Here is a 14,279-nt window from a genome sequence, read left to right as displayed (position 1 = left end):
CCGTTTTAGGGCCATTTAATGGAGTAAGACTCTCAACCACCATGAGAACCGGGCATAATTGGCTATTTGTTTGTAAGCAGACAGTTTTTTATATGTATAAAGATGTTCCTGAATAACGTATACAAAACCAGGTAATTTTGGGTTGGAAGAGAATATAGTCATAGATGATTCTTGTGCTAGAGTGAAATAAGAAGGGAGAAATAAGAAAATGCAGATTAATGAAGATATCAATTTTGGGGGAATACTGGAAGAAGACATAACAGGAGTAACTTGTATTTACATTCCAGTTAAAGATGTTTACAAGTCTATTAAATGGTATCAAAAAAATTTTGGTTGTGAACCTACAAGCCATAATCCTGTAAAGCCGGGGATGGAACTATCGATCCTAAGATTTCCTGATCATAATGGGGATTTTCCTGGACCAGATCTAAGGCAAACGGTACCAGCTATATTCCTTGTGAAAGCAAAGAGACGGGATGGGAGTTTAGGTTTTACAATTGACTGCGTTGATCGACACCCTATAGCTTGTTTCATTACTCCCTGTATCCAAAAAATGTACAATCGTTTCAAGGAAAACGGAGTAAACATCGTATCTGGAATTCCAGAAAATAAGCCTTTTGGATCTAACTTTAAATTTTACGATCCAGATGGGAATATGTTAGAAATATGGCAGCCTTAAAAACATTAAATGGAAAAAAAGGAACCTTTCCCAATCATAGGCTCCTTTTTTAGTCTACAACTAAAGCCAGCTAATAGAAGCTTTATTAATCTTCAGCAATCGGCCGCATTTCTTGAGTAAAAAAGCTCTCTTATTAATGATTTAGGTCTGAATGGGCTACACTTAACTGGACAAAACATAAAGGTCAAGTAGACTACCCTCTAAATCAGTGCATGCATGCCCGATTGGTAAGCCAGACGTCTCTATATTTCATCAACATATAAATAAAAAATAAGCCTGTTAGCGTTGATGACTAACAGGCCTATTTTTTGCTATATGTTTTCTGCTTTAACTGCTTTGTTTGGTTTTGGCTGGTATAACTTCTTCCCTAACATGGACTGAAAGATTAAGAAAGTCCCACCGACTGCCCAATAAAGAGGGAGTGCCGCCGGAGCATTTAGAGAGAATATCAAGATCATAAGCGGAGATATGAGCCCCATAAATCGCATTTGCGATTGATTTTGAGTAGGCATATTTGACATTGATACTTTAAATTGTACATAGTAAACAATCCCGGCAATTGCCGTAATCCAAATATCCGGCTGTCCTAGGCTGAACTATAGGAACGAGTGTGTTGCAATTTCTTCTGAGCCCCTGATTGCATAATAAAACCCCATTAAGATCGGCATTTGAATAAGCATTGGAAGACAGCCGATAGAAAGTGGATTAACTCCGTGCTTTTTATATAATCCAAACATTTCCTGCTGTAGCTCTTGTTGTTGTTTCTGGTCCTTGGCAGCCTTAATCTTTTTCTGGATATCATCCATTTCAGGCTTTAACAAGTCCATCTTTTCCTTCATATGCTGTTGATTTTTATACTGTTTTAACATCAATGGCAACAAAATTAGTCGAATAATCAGTGTAATCAGTATGATTGACAATCCGAAGCTGCCATTAAATAAATTCGCGATACTATGAATGGCTGATCCAAATGGATGAACGAATACATGTTGAAAAAAACTATCTCCACTTGAATTCTGTGCGGAACATGCAGAAAGTGCAAAGGCAGATATCATAACTACAATAATTACAAAAAGGTTTTTAGTACGTTTCATCTTTCTTCCTCCAGTCATTTTTTAAAAATGAGTTTTAAGAGAAAGAATGAAAACCTTCAGAATCGTCACCCGAACTTTCTTTTCTGCGAATATATCTTGCAATCCAACCTAATAATGAGTTAGACATCCACTCATAAATTTGCAGAATAGAAGGTGTTGATAAAGTGATATTTACCTTTGAAGACGAGGCACATGCTGTTTCGATAAAATCATATTCTACATGCCAAGTCCAAATATATTTAATCGTTAAGCTTAAAAGAAAGCTAGCATACAATGTATATATAGTGGAAATATTCAATAAATCCGAAATAATTTCGTACAATTTTTCACCCCTAAAATGAGCTGCTAAGAGAAGTATAATAAAAGATTACGTGCAAGACAATGGAATGAATATCTAAAGAGGGGCTGCTGAATATAAACAAACTTTAGTCAAACAAGAAGTTAAAGGGTGATACATATTAAACATGTCTAATATGTATCACCCTTTAGTTTTTATGAATTTTTACAATTTAGGTCTTGATAACATCGGACTCCCTACACCCAGCCTCGGAAATGCGACGCTTCGGCGTGTTTTCTTATACCAACCATATATGCAGCTAAACGCATGTCAACTTGATGCCTTTGTGACATTTGATAGATATTTTCAAAAGAATCGACCATGACTTTCCGCAATTTATCGGCAACTTCTTCCTCTGACCAATAATAGCCTTGATTATTTTGCACCCATTCAAAGTAAGAAACGGTGACCCCACCTGCACTAGCTAAAATATCAGGCACAAGGAGCACGCCTCTATCATTTAATATTTTCGTAGCTTCAATCGTTGTTGGTCCGTTCGCTGCTTCTACCACAATCGAAGCTTTAATATGTGGCGCATTTTGTGCGGTAATTTGGTTTGAGATGGCAGCTGGTACAAGGATGTCACACTCTTTTTCGAGTAATTCTTTGTTTGTCATGACATCTTTAAATAAGGTTGTGACGGTACCAAAGCTATCACGTCGGTCCAGCAAATAATCGATATCAAGCCCTTTTTGATCATAGAGTGCCCCATGTGCATCTGAGATTCCGATTACTTTTGCGCCGGCATTGTGCATGAACTTGGCCAGAAAACTCCCCGCATTCCCAAAGCCTTGTACGATGATACGCGCACCTTCTAAATCAATGCCTTTTTTCTTGACAGCTTCTTCAATGCAAATGGTTACCCCGCGCGCGGTTGCTGTTTCACGGCCTTGTGAGCCACCTAAAACAAGTGGTTTCCCTGTTATAAAGCCGGGTGAATCGAATTCCCTCAGGCGGCTGTACTCGTCCATCATCCATGCCATAATTTGCGAGTTTGTATAGACATCAGGTGCAGGGATATCCTTGGTCGAGCCTACGATTTGGCTAATAGCACGGACATATCCGCGACTTAACCGCTCAAGCTCGCCAAACGACATATTCCTTGGGTCACAAATAATCCCACCCTTGCCGCCTCCATAAGGTATATTTGTAATCCCGCACTTTAGACTCATCCAAATCGACAGTGCTTTTACCTCTTCCTCATTGACTTCAGGATGGAAACGAACACCGCCTTTCGTTGGACCTACTGCATCATTATGTTGAGAGCGGTAACCTGTAAAAATCTTAATTGAACCGTCATCCATTCGCACTGGGATTCGTACTGTGATCATTCTGAGCGGTTCTTTTAATAACTCATACATCTCCCTAGAAAACCCTAACTTTTGCACCGCATCTTTTATAATCGATTGAGTTGAGGTTAATAGATCCACTGATTCACTTTGTTTATGTACTGGCTTTTGAACTTGATCACGCTTTACAGGGGTTGACACTTTCATGCTCTACACCTCTTATTTTATAAGTTGTTTTATGAAAAAATAGATAAAGTCCCATAGGAAAGGGGCGTTTCCGTGATAGAAAGCCCCTTTTTCTTACTAAAGTAATAAATACGCTAGCGGTGTCACGATAATGAGTGTAAGAATTACGCGTTCAATCCAAATAATGATCAGCTTTGAAATCGAAATTGGGATGTCTGTCGAAACAATACATGGTACAAGCGCTGAGAAAAAGATAATGGCTGATACAGAAACGACTGCTATAACAAATTTCACGACGATCACAGATTCTGTTACTAATAGAGCAGGCAAAAACATTTCTGCAATACTAAGAGCACTTGCTTTGGCAACAAGCATTGGTTCCGGTAATTGAAGTAACGCTGTAAACGGATAAAAAATGTAGCCGATCCAATCAAATACCGGTGTAAATTCTGCTAATACTAAGCCAAGTAATCCTATCGATAAAATCGATGGAAGAATCGCCATAGCCATTAGAAAACCGTCTTTTATATTGATCCAAATGTTGTAAAGTAAGCGCGGTGAATTAGATACCGTTACCTTCGCTTCATCCCAGGCCTTAGCAAAAAGATTACCGCTGATTTTCGCTTCCGGCTGGGGAGCTGCCCCTTCATAGTACTCATCTTTCATGCTAGATAATGGCCAAATACGAACTGTGATTGCGGTTACAAGAAACGTAACAATAAGTGTCAGCCAAAAATACATATTCCACATTTCCATCAAACCGAGTGTTTTGGCAACAATGACCATAAACGTAGCCGAAACCGTTGAGAAACCTGTGGCAATGATCGCCGCTTCCTTCGCACTGTATTTCCCTTCTTTGTATACTCGATTTGTAATGAGAAGACCGATCGAATAGCTTCCGACAAATGAGGCGACAGCATCAATCGCTGATCTACCTGGGGTCTTCCAAATCGGACGCATGATGACCTGTGTTAATACACCAATAAATTCGAGTAAGCCATAACCTACTAAAAGCGATAGGAAAACGGCTCCTATCGGTACAAGTAATCCAACAGGAACAACCAATTTCTCGAATAAAAATGGTCCCATACTAGGGGCAAATAACCAAGCAGGTCCAAAGTTGAACACGAGCATCGTTCCTACAAATAAACCAAGCACCTTAAAAATAGAAAAAATAAGGTTTACTGTTGATTTTTTCCAAGTTCCTGATACGAATGGATAGATAGCACCTGCTGCAATAACAACCAACGCATAATACGGTAAAACTGGTGCGGTGTGCAGCTGAATAAACGAGACAATATGATCAAGCATAATCGAATTTTTCTCACCAATTGTTATAGGGACGAAGAAAATAAACGCACCGATAAAGCTATAGACAAAGAACTTCCACATTGGTGCAGGTCCGTAGTTTTTTGGTAAAGTTGTTTGCTCTTGCATGTCTTGTTTTATCTCCATCTCAAGTTCAACCCCTTCATTGCAGAATTAGGCTAAAAATCTATCTATGCTGTAAAATACGCCCTGTACCTGAAAACTGGGACTAGGAACCTGTCCCCCTGACCCGCCCCGTAATAAATTGCAGCCATGCATACACCCCGATCTTAACCGTTTCAGCAACTGCCGAATCTTTGCTGGGATCCAAACAAACAAAATCAATATGCCGTACAGCCGGATGCTTGCCGATTTCAAATAAACTATCAAACAATTCAATCGCGGTCATACCGCCCGGGGTGGACGCCGGTACACCTGGTGCAACGGAAATATCGAGCACATCCATATCTACTGTGACGTAAATCCGGTCCACTTTTGCTGACAATTGCTCAAGAGCTCCTTGAATCGTAGAAATAAGACCCTGCCTGCGAGCTTGCTTTAATGTCACCATATTAATCTTGTTTTCTTTCGCATAGTCAATAAGCGGCTTTGCATTATAATAGCCATGCAATCCAATATTGATGACATTCTCCCCTTTGACCGTTTTGCCATCGATTAATTGGCGGATTGGCGTTCCATTTGCTGGTCCTAATTCTTTCGGATCCCTTACATCAAGATGTGTATCGAGCTGTAAAATTCCAATGGTTTCACCAGCAAGAGCTTCTTTAATCCCGCGAACGGCACAAGCCGTTGTCGAATGGTCGCCGCCTATCATACAAGTTGTTATCTGTGGATATTGCTGGATTAAATGAGCCGTTGCTGCTTGAATACGCTGATGTGATAAAAGAATATCTGTCGTATGCATGACGACATCTCCAGCATCTGCTACTTGATAAGACGTCAAATCAACATCTTCATCTAAGTTGTAAGTCGCAAATCCCTTCCACATCTTCCGAAATACTTCCGGATATAATGAAGCGCCAGATACACTAATGGAAGACCTCGAAATCGGTGAACCGTAAACAATCAAATCAGGTGTATGGTTCATTTCGTTAAGCTGCTTCACCCAGTGATGAACATAATCTGCTTCACTGTTCGGCGGAGTATTCCAAGACCAATCTGGTGTTTGAAGCCACTGTTCACTCATCTTTTCACACCACCTTCACACCTTTTTTCCAAACCGATTTCACATGGTTAACCCCAAATAAATATTGCAATTCCTGATAATTTTTCACATTCCATAAAACAATATCCGCTTGCTTACCGACTTCAAGCGACCCTACTTTTTCCTGGCGGTTAATCGCACATGCTGCATTGTATGTTGCTGCTGTTAAAGCTTCTGCTGGTGTAAGACGCATGGAAATACATGCTAAATTCATAACAAGCGGCATGGAAGTCGTTGGCGAAGACCCTGGATTGCAGTCGGTTGAAATCGCCACAGCCACACCCTCATCAATCATTTTTCTGCCTGCAGCCGCTTCTTCACGTAAATACAGTGCTGTTGCAGGAAGCAAACAAGCGATTGTTCCTGATTTCGCCATTTCCTTGATGCCTGCTTCTGACGCTTTCAATAAGTGCTCAGCTGAAATGGAACCTATTTTTGCCGCTAATTCTGCTCCGCCATACGATTCGATTTCATCCGCATGAATTTTCGGAATCAACCCAAAGCGTTTTCCTGCTTCCAATATTCGTTCCGATTGTTCAGGTGTGAAAACGCCTTTTTCACAAAAAACATCATTAAATTCTGCCAGTTTTTCTTCAGCTATGACTGGTAACATATCGTTAATCAAATGGTCAACAAACTCATCTTCACGTCCCTTATATTCCGGCGGTACTGCATGGGCGCCCATAAATGTGGGAACAAGATCGATCATATGTTGTTCCTGAAGCTTTTTCATCACACGCAATTGTTTTAGCTCTGTTTCCAGGTTCATCCCGTAACCGCTTTTTCCTTCCACAGTAGTCACACCATGCGTAAAAAATGCATCGAGACGACGCGTTGTTTGTTCAATTAACTCTGCTTCGGTTGCTTCTCTTGTCATGCGGGCAGTCGCATGAATCCCGCCACCCGCATTCATAATATCCATATATGTTGCACCTTCAAGACGCATTTCAAATTCACGTTCACGGCTTCCCCCGTACACAACATGTGTATGTGGATCTACTAGTCCCGGTGTGACGAGATGGTTTGTTGCATCAACAACTTCTGCTTCATGAAGTCTTTCTGCATAGCGTTTTTCAAGCTCTTTCGTTGTACCAACCGCTTCGATCACACCCTGCTCAATCCACAAGCTGCCGTCTTCGATTAAACCGAGCTCAGACATGGCTTCTTTAGAGCGCGGACCTTTCACATCTGAAGCTAAGGTCGCCAGCTGGGCAGCATGTTTAATCCAGATAGGTTTTGTCATTACTGATCATCCCCCTTATCAAGCATCGGCATATTGATTCCTTTCTCACGTGCTGTTTTCTTCGCAAGCTCATATCCTGCATCAGCATGACGGACAACGCCCATACCCGGATCAGTCGTTAATACTCGCTCAATACGTGCTTCCGCTTCTTTCGTACCGTCTGCAACGATGACCACACCAGCATGCAATGAATAGCCCATTCCTACTCCACCACCATGATGCACAGATACCCACGTTGCCCCGCCAACTGCGTTTACCATGGCATTTAATATCGGCCAGTCTGCCACAGCATCTGATCCGTCTTTCATTGCTTCTGTTTCACGGTTTGGTGAAGCAACAGAGCCTGAATCTAAGTGGTCACGTCCAATGACAACCGGTGCTTTTAGTTCACCGCTGGCCACCATGTCATTAATGATTTTTCCGAAACGAGCACGTTCTCCATATCCTAACCAGCAAATTCGTGACGGCAGGCCTTGGAACTGAATTTTGTCTTGTGCCATACGAATCCAGTTACATAAATGTTCATTATCACTGAATTCACGTAAAATCGCTTGATCTGTTTTATAAATATCTTCAGGATCTCCTGACAATGCTACCCAACGGAAAGGTCCTTTTCCTTCACAAAATTGCGGACGGATATAGGCTGGAACGAATCCTGGGAAATCAAATGCGTTTTCTACACCTTCGTCTTTTGCAACTTGGCGAATGTTATTACCGTAATCAAACGTAATCGCTCCTTTTTCCATCATCTCAAGCATGGCTGAAACATGCTTTGCCATTGAAGCTTTTGAGAGCTTTACATACTCTTCAGGATTAGATTTTCTTAAAAGTGCTGCATCTTCAAGTGACATCCCTGAAGGCACATATCCGTTTAGTGGATCGTGAGCAGATGTTTGATCTGTTAATGCATCAGGGATAAAGTTTCTTCTGATCATTTCAGGAAGAAGATCAGCTGCATTTCCTAATAAACCGATTGATAATGCTTTCCCTGCCTTTTTCGCTTCTTCTGCCAATTGAATGGCTTCATCTAGTGTATGCGCTTTCACATCTGTGTAACGAGTCTCAATTCTTCGGTCGATTCTTGTCTCATCAACCTCAATCGCAATACATACACCACCATTCATTGTTACGGCAAGCGGCTGTGCACCACCCATCCCACCAAGTCCTGCTGTTACAGTGATTGTGCCTTTTAGTGTACTATTGAAATGCTGACACGCTAACTCGGCAAATGTTTCATACGTACCCTGGACAATTCCTTGTGAACCGATATAAATCCAACTTCCTGCTGTCATTTGACCATACATCATTAACCCTTTTTTATCGAGTTCATGGAATGTTTCCCAATTTGCAAATGCTGGAACAAGATTGGAATTTGCAATCAGAACACGTGGTGCATCCGTATGTGTTTTAAAAACAACCACTGGTTTGCCTGATTGTACGAGTAAAGTCTCGTCATTTTCTAACTCTTTAAGTGATGTAACAATAGCATCAAACGATTCCCAGTTACGAGCCGCTTTTCCAATTCCTCCATATACGACAAGATCTTCAGGTCTCTCTGCAACATCTGGATCTAAATTATTCATCAACATACGAAGAACTGCCTCTTGCTGCCAGCCTTTTGTATTTAATTGTGTCCCTTGTAAGCGTGTGATTTTGTTGTTTGTTGTCGTTTTCATTTAATTCCCCTCCTAGTTATGATACTTTCATTCTATTACGGAAATTATTAGAAATTTATTATAATTTAGTGATTATTTTATAATTTATTTCGTGTTATTTTGTTTTTCTTTATTTTTTATAAATTATTTCAACTATCAATTCTATATAAAGGCTTTTTTCGCAAACTTTGTTGCTTTGTAATAAGTGTGGTAGTAGTTGGTTGGAGCTCCAATCAACCTAATCAGTTTACATCCAATACTATTATTAAAAAACAACAGTCTTTTAGAAAGGCTGTTTTCTCAATGTTTGTTGCTAAAGTATGATTCCCACATATAATTAGATTAATATCTAAATAACAATATAACGAAAAACAAAATTAATTTATTGATAAACAGAAATAAACATACTAAAATCATATTATCATAAATCAGTGAGGTGCTTTAAATGCGTGTTAAACTAGGTTCAACTTTTTTCTTAAGAGTCGTTGTTTTTCTTATTGGAATTGCGGTACTTGCTGTGTGTGTATATTGGTTACCTCAAGCAGCTATAAGAGATGCGAAAGTTCGTCCAGGAGATTACTCGATATATCCATTGTTAGTATGTGCGTATGGAATATGCATTACGTTTTCTGTTGCTTTGTATCAAGCATTTAAACTATTGAGCTATATCGATAAAGATAACGCTTTTTACGAGTTATCCCTTAAATCCTTGAAGGTTATAAAAAAATGTGCTTTTACAATCATTTTCTTCATTTTGTTAGGAATAGTTTACTTAAGGGTGCATTCTTATTTCACAGGTGATGACTCAGCAGGTCCGAGAGCACTAGGTCTATTGGGGATTTTAGCAACAGCTATCATCGCTGCCATTGTGGATGTACTTCAAAAGCCATTAAAAAATATCCTAGGAAAAAAGAAATAAAAATGTGAGGTGTTTATTTCTTCTCTTTCCGATTTGATTTTGAAAAATAATTCAATAATATTAATAATCATACTGCCAAAATACACATTAGTTAAATGCCAGATAAACTCTTTGGAAATAAATCTTGTTGCATCGCCTTAAAAAGTGCCAACTGATTTTTTTTATCTCATTTACTGAAATCTTCATAAACATCTCTCCACATTTTGAATACCTCCTTGAAACTACTGCATTATATTCAACAATAATCTGTATTTTCAAGTGAGCAACAATCTATACGATAACAGCCTTTAGAAAAGAGCCTATATAAATAAACGAGTGAAGAAAAAAGGCCTGAGCACGGTTCAATACCGAGTTCAGGCCTTACAAGCTGCTTTCTCAATGATTGTTGCTTTTGCCTATTATTCTAACCCTATAGTGGAATGGAGCGGAAGATACTCGACTCCTGCGGGAAATGAGGAATGCCAGTATCTGCAGAGCAATGGAACGAACTAATTTTCACTTTAAACACTTTATTAACAACAACAAAGTATGCGGAAACAGCCTTATAAAACAATCGCTGCAAGTACACCGAACACAATCAACGGAATATTAAAATGCAAAAAGGTTGGCACACATGTATCCCATATATGATGGTGTTTTCCATCTGCATTTAACCCCGCTGTCGGACCGAGCGTGCTGTCTGATGCTGGTGATCCCGCATCCCCAAGCGCACCTGCCGTACCGATTAATGCAGCAGTCGCCAAAGGAGAAAAACCAACTGCTGCACAAATTGGAACGAACAACGCAGCAATAATCGGGATCGTGCCGAATGATGAGCCAATTCCCATTGTAATTAACAGACCAACAAGTAGCATCAGAAGTGCGATAATCAGTTTATTATCACCTAAGATTCCAGTTGCAGATTGGACAAGCTCCTCAACAGCACCAGTCTCTTTCAAAATCGTTGCATACCCTGAGGCAATTAACATCACGAAAGCAATCATACCCATCATAGCAACACCTTCATTGACAACCTTTTCCCCTTCTTTAAACGGAACGACTGTGAACAAAAACATAAGAACAATTCCCGTAAGCGCTCCTAAAACTAGAGAATCGGCTACAAGTTGTACAATGAGTGCACAGATAATCGCCATGATCGTTAGGAAATGACGGAATGTGAAGGACAATTCCACCTCTTTTGCTGCCGCTACCTCGATGTTACCCCCTTGATCTCCTCCATCACTAATAGGCAGTTCACGGTCCTTCCGATACGTAATAAAAATCGCAAACAACAGCCCAACAATCATACCCATTCCAGGTATTAACATGGCAAATGTAACAGATGAAACAGCGATGTCCATTCCGCTTGCTTTCATTTCATCAGCAATGATCCCGTGGAATATTAACCCGAAACCCGCTGGAATCATAAGATATGGCGCCTTCAACCCAAACGTTAATGCCGTAGCAACGCCTCTGCGATCAATCTTCATTTTATCAAACAAATGGAGCAAAGGCGGAATTAAGATAGGAATAAACGCAATATGTATCGGAACAGCATTCTGAGACAAACATGCAACTCCGGCAATCGTCAATAATAAAATCGAGCGCTTTCCTTTTAATATGCTTACAAGTCTTTTTACTAGAAATCCAGTAATTTCAGAATAACTAATCATAACAGCAAATATTCCAAGCAATATATAACTTAATGCCGTATTTGCTTGACCACCCATTCCACCGATAAGCATATTCGCCGTATCGGACAGTGACAATCCTTCCATTAATCCAGCAACACCGGCTGCCATTAAAATCGCAAACATCACATTAACGCGGAGAAGGCTCAATACCGACATGACGATCACAGAAACCACCACTGCATTTAACATCGAATCATCCTTTCGAAACTTAGTTTCTTCCTCAATTTTCAGTGAATGACTAAGGAACAGTACCTCCGTAACCAATAAAACCACCGAATGGTACTGATCCTCGATAACTAGTTCTTGAATTTTTTGCCATGATTATCATTGTGAAAGAACGTTTATTTTACGAATGGTTTTTTTGCTCCTCTTTTTTCAAAGTGAAACGTTCCTACTTTTAACCAATTATTCATTGCTTCAATATCTTTGGAGAATACTCGATCTGCGTTAATATAAGGCACAATCTTTCTACCATTCTCTAAAAATTCCTTTGTTGCCGCAGCCATTTTCTCTTGCCCGCGAATTTCGGCTGCCTGCATCCCGCAAATCGCCTCAATCGCTACTACACGACGTGTATTTGTTATCACTTGATAGGCATGCCTTGCCCCAATCGTCCCCATGCTGACGTGATCTTCCTGGTTTGCTGATGAAGGGATGGAATCAACACTTGCCGGATGTGCCAATGTTTTGTTTTCAGATACTAGTGATGCTGCAACATACTGCATGATCATTGCACCTGACTGTAATCCTGGTTCAGGACTTAAAAACGGTGGTAAGTCATTTAGTTGAGGGTTTACTAAACGCTCAATTCGACGTTCTGAAATGTTTGCTAGTTCCGCCACTGCGATCGCTAAGAAATCCATCGCAAATGCAATCGGCTGTCCGTGAAAATTGCCGCCTGATAAAACTTTTTCACCGTTATCGAAAATTAATGGATTATCCGTTGCTGCATTCATTTCAATTTCCAATTTTTCTTTCACATAGTTCAATGTCTGCCAAGTCGCTCCATGGACTTGAGGAATACAACGGATCGAGTAAGCATCTTGGACACGTATTTCACCTTGCTTCGTTGTTAATTGGCTATCAGAGAGGTAGGAGCGAATTCGCTCAGCCACTTCTACTTGCTCTTTATACCCGCGGGCAAGATGAATATCTTCGTCAAAAGCATCAATAATTCCACGTAACCCTTCAATCGTAACGGATGAAATTAGCTCTGTTTGATACGCTAACTTCTCTGCCTCTAAATAGGCAACAACCCCCATTGCTGTCATCGCCTGTGTTCCATTAATAAGGGCCAGCCCTTCCTTTGCCGTTAATGTAATAGGGAAAATTGCTTCTTTCGTTAGCGCATGAATGGCCGATGTTTTCTCCCCTTTATAAAAGACTTCTCCTTCACCAATTAACACGAGGGCCAAATGTGAGAGTGGTGCTAAATCACCGCTTGCACCAAGTGATCCTTGTTGTGGAATCACCGGATGAATCTCTGAATTTATTAAGTCTAGCAATCTTTCAATCACAACAGGACGTACACCTGAAAAACCTTTCAATAAAGCATTTGCTCTGAGGAGGATCATCGCGCGTGATACAACTTCCGGAAAAGGTTCTCCAATCCCGCAAGCATGGGAACGAATTAAATTCAGCTGCAGTGCTTCCACGTCATCTTTGCCAATCAATACATCACTAAATTTTCCAAATCCTGTTGTGATCCCATATATGATTCGCCCTTCAGCAACGATTTTTTCAACCGCTTTTCGACTTTCTTGAACTTTTCTCATGCTCTCTTCGGAATAAACAACTTTCTCTTTATCAAATAGAACTTTTTGCACCTCAGCAAAAGTAAGTGTTTGACCAGTTAATGTAACCATCTTTTCTTCTCCTCTCAAATCCTTTAGTGTAGTAAAGACTCAATAGAAAAGGGGACTATATCAATGAAATCACTCAAAAAATGATTTCACGATATAGCCCCCTATTAACTAAAATACTATGGGCATAATTATATGTGATTAATTCCTAAGCCGATCGTTTCATGCTCAGATCCCTTAACAGGCGCACCGATTGTGCCATATAAGGCAACGGCAATCCAATCTCCTTCTTGCTCATGATCATATGGGTTTCCACGTAAAACAGCAAAAGACAAGCCTACAGTTCTTAGTACAGATCCTAATTGCACTTGACCTCTTGTTACCCCATGCAATGCTTCAATAATCGCATGGTATAATGCATGTGATTCGCGATAAACATCCGACTGGATGATCTCATTTTTCTTCGCTGCTGTTTCAATGGCAGCTACTACTTTATGCGCGTCCATCGATCCAACTTTTCCTATGTATCCCTTCCAATTCAACTGCTCGAGTTTTTGCAGCTGTTCAGTTGAATCATCAGATAACAAAAGAAGAATGGCGTGTCGACCAATACGACGATCTTTACTCAATGCCATTAAAAACAACTCTTTCTGTAACTTAATTACTCTAATGTCTAATAACTAGCTTTATTGTAAGCGCTTCATTTGTTGGTGTCAACTATATTTCTAGAATTCTCTCATTCACCATACTCTATGATATGAAATTGAATAAGCATTGGTGTCAGCTTTTAACCGTTACAGTTCGGCAAATATATTGCTCATTTTTGCAAACAAACACAGTGATGCGGATCTTTTACATGAGAATACTTT

General features: G+C 40.1%; 11 protein-coding genes and 1 pseudogene. 2 read left to right on the top strand and 10 right to left on the bottom strand.

Going from position 1 to position 14,279, the window contains the following annotated elements; translation table 11 throughout:
* Nucleotides 1–208 precede the first annotated feature (208 nt).
* The gene (locus HWV59_RS21120) at nucleotides 209–679 is read left to right on the top strand and encodes a VOC family protein (protein WP_102230343.1); all 471 of its coding nucleotides are present in this window, start codon (nucleotides 209–211) and stop codon (nucleotides 677–679) included.
* Nucleotides 680–990: 311 nt separating this feature from the next.
* Here HWV59_RS21120 and yidC read toward each other — a convergent pair.
* From yidC to hutU, 7 genes and pseudogenes are all read right to left on the bottom strand, one after another.
* Nucleotides 991–1,773 (bottom strand): annotated as a pseudogene (gene yidC / locus HWV59_RS21115) (membrane protein insertase YidC).
* A gap of 34 nt (nucleotides 1,774–1,807) precedes the next feature.
* Entirely contained in the window at nucleotides 1,808–2,095 is a 288-nt protein-coding gene (locus tag HWV59_RS21110; protein WP_175640152.1) for a hypothetical protein, read from the bottom strand.
* 212 nt (nucleotides 2,096–2,307) lie between these two features.
* Nucleotides 2,308–3,606, bottom strand: a complete 1,299-nt coding sequence (locus HWV59_RS21105) for a Glu/Leu/Phe/Val family dehydrogenase (protein ID WP_175640151.1) — start codon at nucleotides 3,604–3,606, stop codon at nucleotides 2,308–2,310.
* 96 nt (nucleotides 3,607–3,702) lie between these two features.
* Nucleotides 3,703–5,022 (bottom strand): YjiH family protein, encoded by a 1,320-nt coding sequence (locus HWV59_RS21100; protein WP_102230545.1) that lies wholly within the window; start codon nucleotides 5,020–5,022, stop codon nucleotides 3,703–3,705.
* A gap of 100 nt (nucleotides 5,023–5,122) precedes the next feature.
* Nucleotides 5,123–6,100 carry an agmatinase family protein gene (locus tag HWV59_RS21095; protein WP_175640150.1) on the bottom strand — a complete coding sequence of 326 codons (978 nt, stop codon included), beginning with the start codon at nucleotides 6,098–6,100 and terminating at the stop codon, nucleotides 5,123–5,125.
* 4 nt (nucleotides 6,101–6,104) lie between these two features.
* Complete coding sequence (hutI, locus tag HWV59_RS21090) at nucleotides 6,105–7,361, bottom strand: imidazolonepropionase (protein ID WP_175640149.1); 1,257 nt, start codon at nucleotides 7,359–7,361, stop codon at nucleotides 6,105–6,107.
* A complete protein-coding gene (hutU, locus tag HWV59_RS21085) occupies nucleotides 7,361–9,037 on the bottom strand; it encodes a urocanate hydratase (protein WP_175640148.1) in 1,677 nt (558 codons plus the stop codon). The genes hutI and hutU overlap by 1 nt, the downstream gene beginning before the upstream one ends.
* A 424-nt stretch (nucleotides 9,038–9,461) precedes the next feature.
* Between hutU and HWV59_RS21080 the strand changes: the two genes are divergently transcribed.
* Nucleotides 9,462–9,935 (top strand): DUF2975 domain-containing protein, encoded by a 474-nt coding sequence (locus HWV59_RS21080; RefSeq protein ID WP_175640147.1) that lies wholly within the window; start codon nucleotides 9,462–9,464, stop codon nucleotides 9,933–9,935.
* 542 nt (nucleotides 9,936–10,477) lie between these two features.
* Here the strand turns inward: HWV59_RS21080 and HWV59_RS21075 are convergent.
* From HWV59_RS21075 to hutP, 3 genes are all read right to left on the bottom strand, one after another.
* Nucleotides 10,478–11,797: a Na+/H+ antiporter family protein gene (locus HWV59_RS21075; protein WP_175640717.1), complete on the bottom strand. Its 1,320-nt coding sequence runs from the start codon at nucleotides 11,795–11,797 to the stop codon at nucleotides 10,478–10,480.
* A 152-nt stretch (nucleotides 11,798–11,949) separates the two neighbouring features.
* Entirely contained in the window at nucleotides 11,950–13,473 is a 1,524-nt protein-coding gene (hutH, locus tag HWV59_RS21070) for a histidine ammonia-lyase (RefSeq protein WP_175640146.1), read from the bottom strand.
* A gap of 128 nt (nucleotides 13,474–13,601) precedes the next feature.
* The gene (hutP, locus tag HWV59_RS21065) at nucleotides 13,602–14,045 is read right to left on the bottom strand and encodes a hut operon transcriptional regulator HutP (RefSeq protein ID WP_102230353.1); all 444 of its coding nucleotides are present in this window, start codon (nucleotides 14,043–14,045) and stop codon (nucleotides 13,602–13,604) included.
* Nucleotides 14,046–14,279 lie beyond the last annotated feature (234 nt).

Origin of the sequence: Metabacillus schmidteae (assembly GCF_903166545.1) — a bacterium.
Taxonomy (GTDB): Bacteria; Bacillota; Bacilli; order Bacillales; family Bacillaceae; genus Metabacillus; species Metabacillus schmidteae.
This window is presented reverse-complemented; position numbering and strand designations above follow the sequence as displayed.

Bases quoted from the DNA above. Each gene is read 5' to 3' on its own strand.
- HWV59_RS21120 (WP_102230343.1), top strand. From the start codon at position 209: ATGCAGATTAATGAAGATATCAATTTTGGGGGAATACTGGAAGAAGAC.
- HWV59_RS21105 (WP_175640151.1), bottom strand. From the start codon at position 3,606: ATGAAAGTGTCAACCCCTGTAAAGCGTGATCAAGTTCAAAAGCCAGTA.
- HWV59_RS21100 (WP_102230545.1), bottom strand. From the start codon at position 5,022: ATGCAAGAGCAAACAACTTTACCAAAAAACTACGGACCTGCACCAATG.
- HWV59_RS21095 (WP_175640150.1), bottom strand. From the start codon at position 6,100: ATGAGTGAACAGTGGCTTCAAACACCAGATTGGTCTTGGAATACTCCG.
- hutI (WP_175640149.1), bottom strand. From the start codon at position 7,361: ATGACAAAACCTATCTGGATTAAACATGCTGCCCAGCTGGCGACCTTA.
- hutU (WP_175640148.1), bottom strand. From the start codon at position 9,037: ATGAAAACGACAACAAACAACAAAATCACACGCTTACAAGGGACACAA.
- HWV59_RS21080 (WP_175640147.1), top strand. From the start codon at position 9,462: ATGCGTGTTAAACTAGGTTCAACTTTTTTCTTAAGAGTCGTTGTTTTT.
- HWV59_RS21075 (WP_175640717.1), bottom strand. From the start codon at position 11,797: ATGTTAAATGCAGTGGTGGTTTCTGTGATCGTCATGTCGGTATTGAGC.
- hutH (WP_175640146.1), bottom strand. From the start codon at position 13,473: ATGGTTACATTAACTGGTCAAACACTTACTTTTGCTGAGGTGCAAAAA.
- hutP (WP_102230353.1), bottom strand. From the start codon at position 14,045: ATGGCATTGAGTAAAGATCGTCGTATTGGTCGACACGCCATTCTTCTT.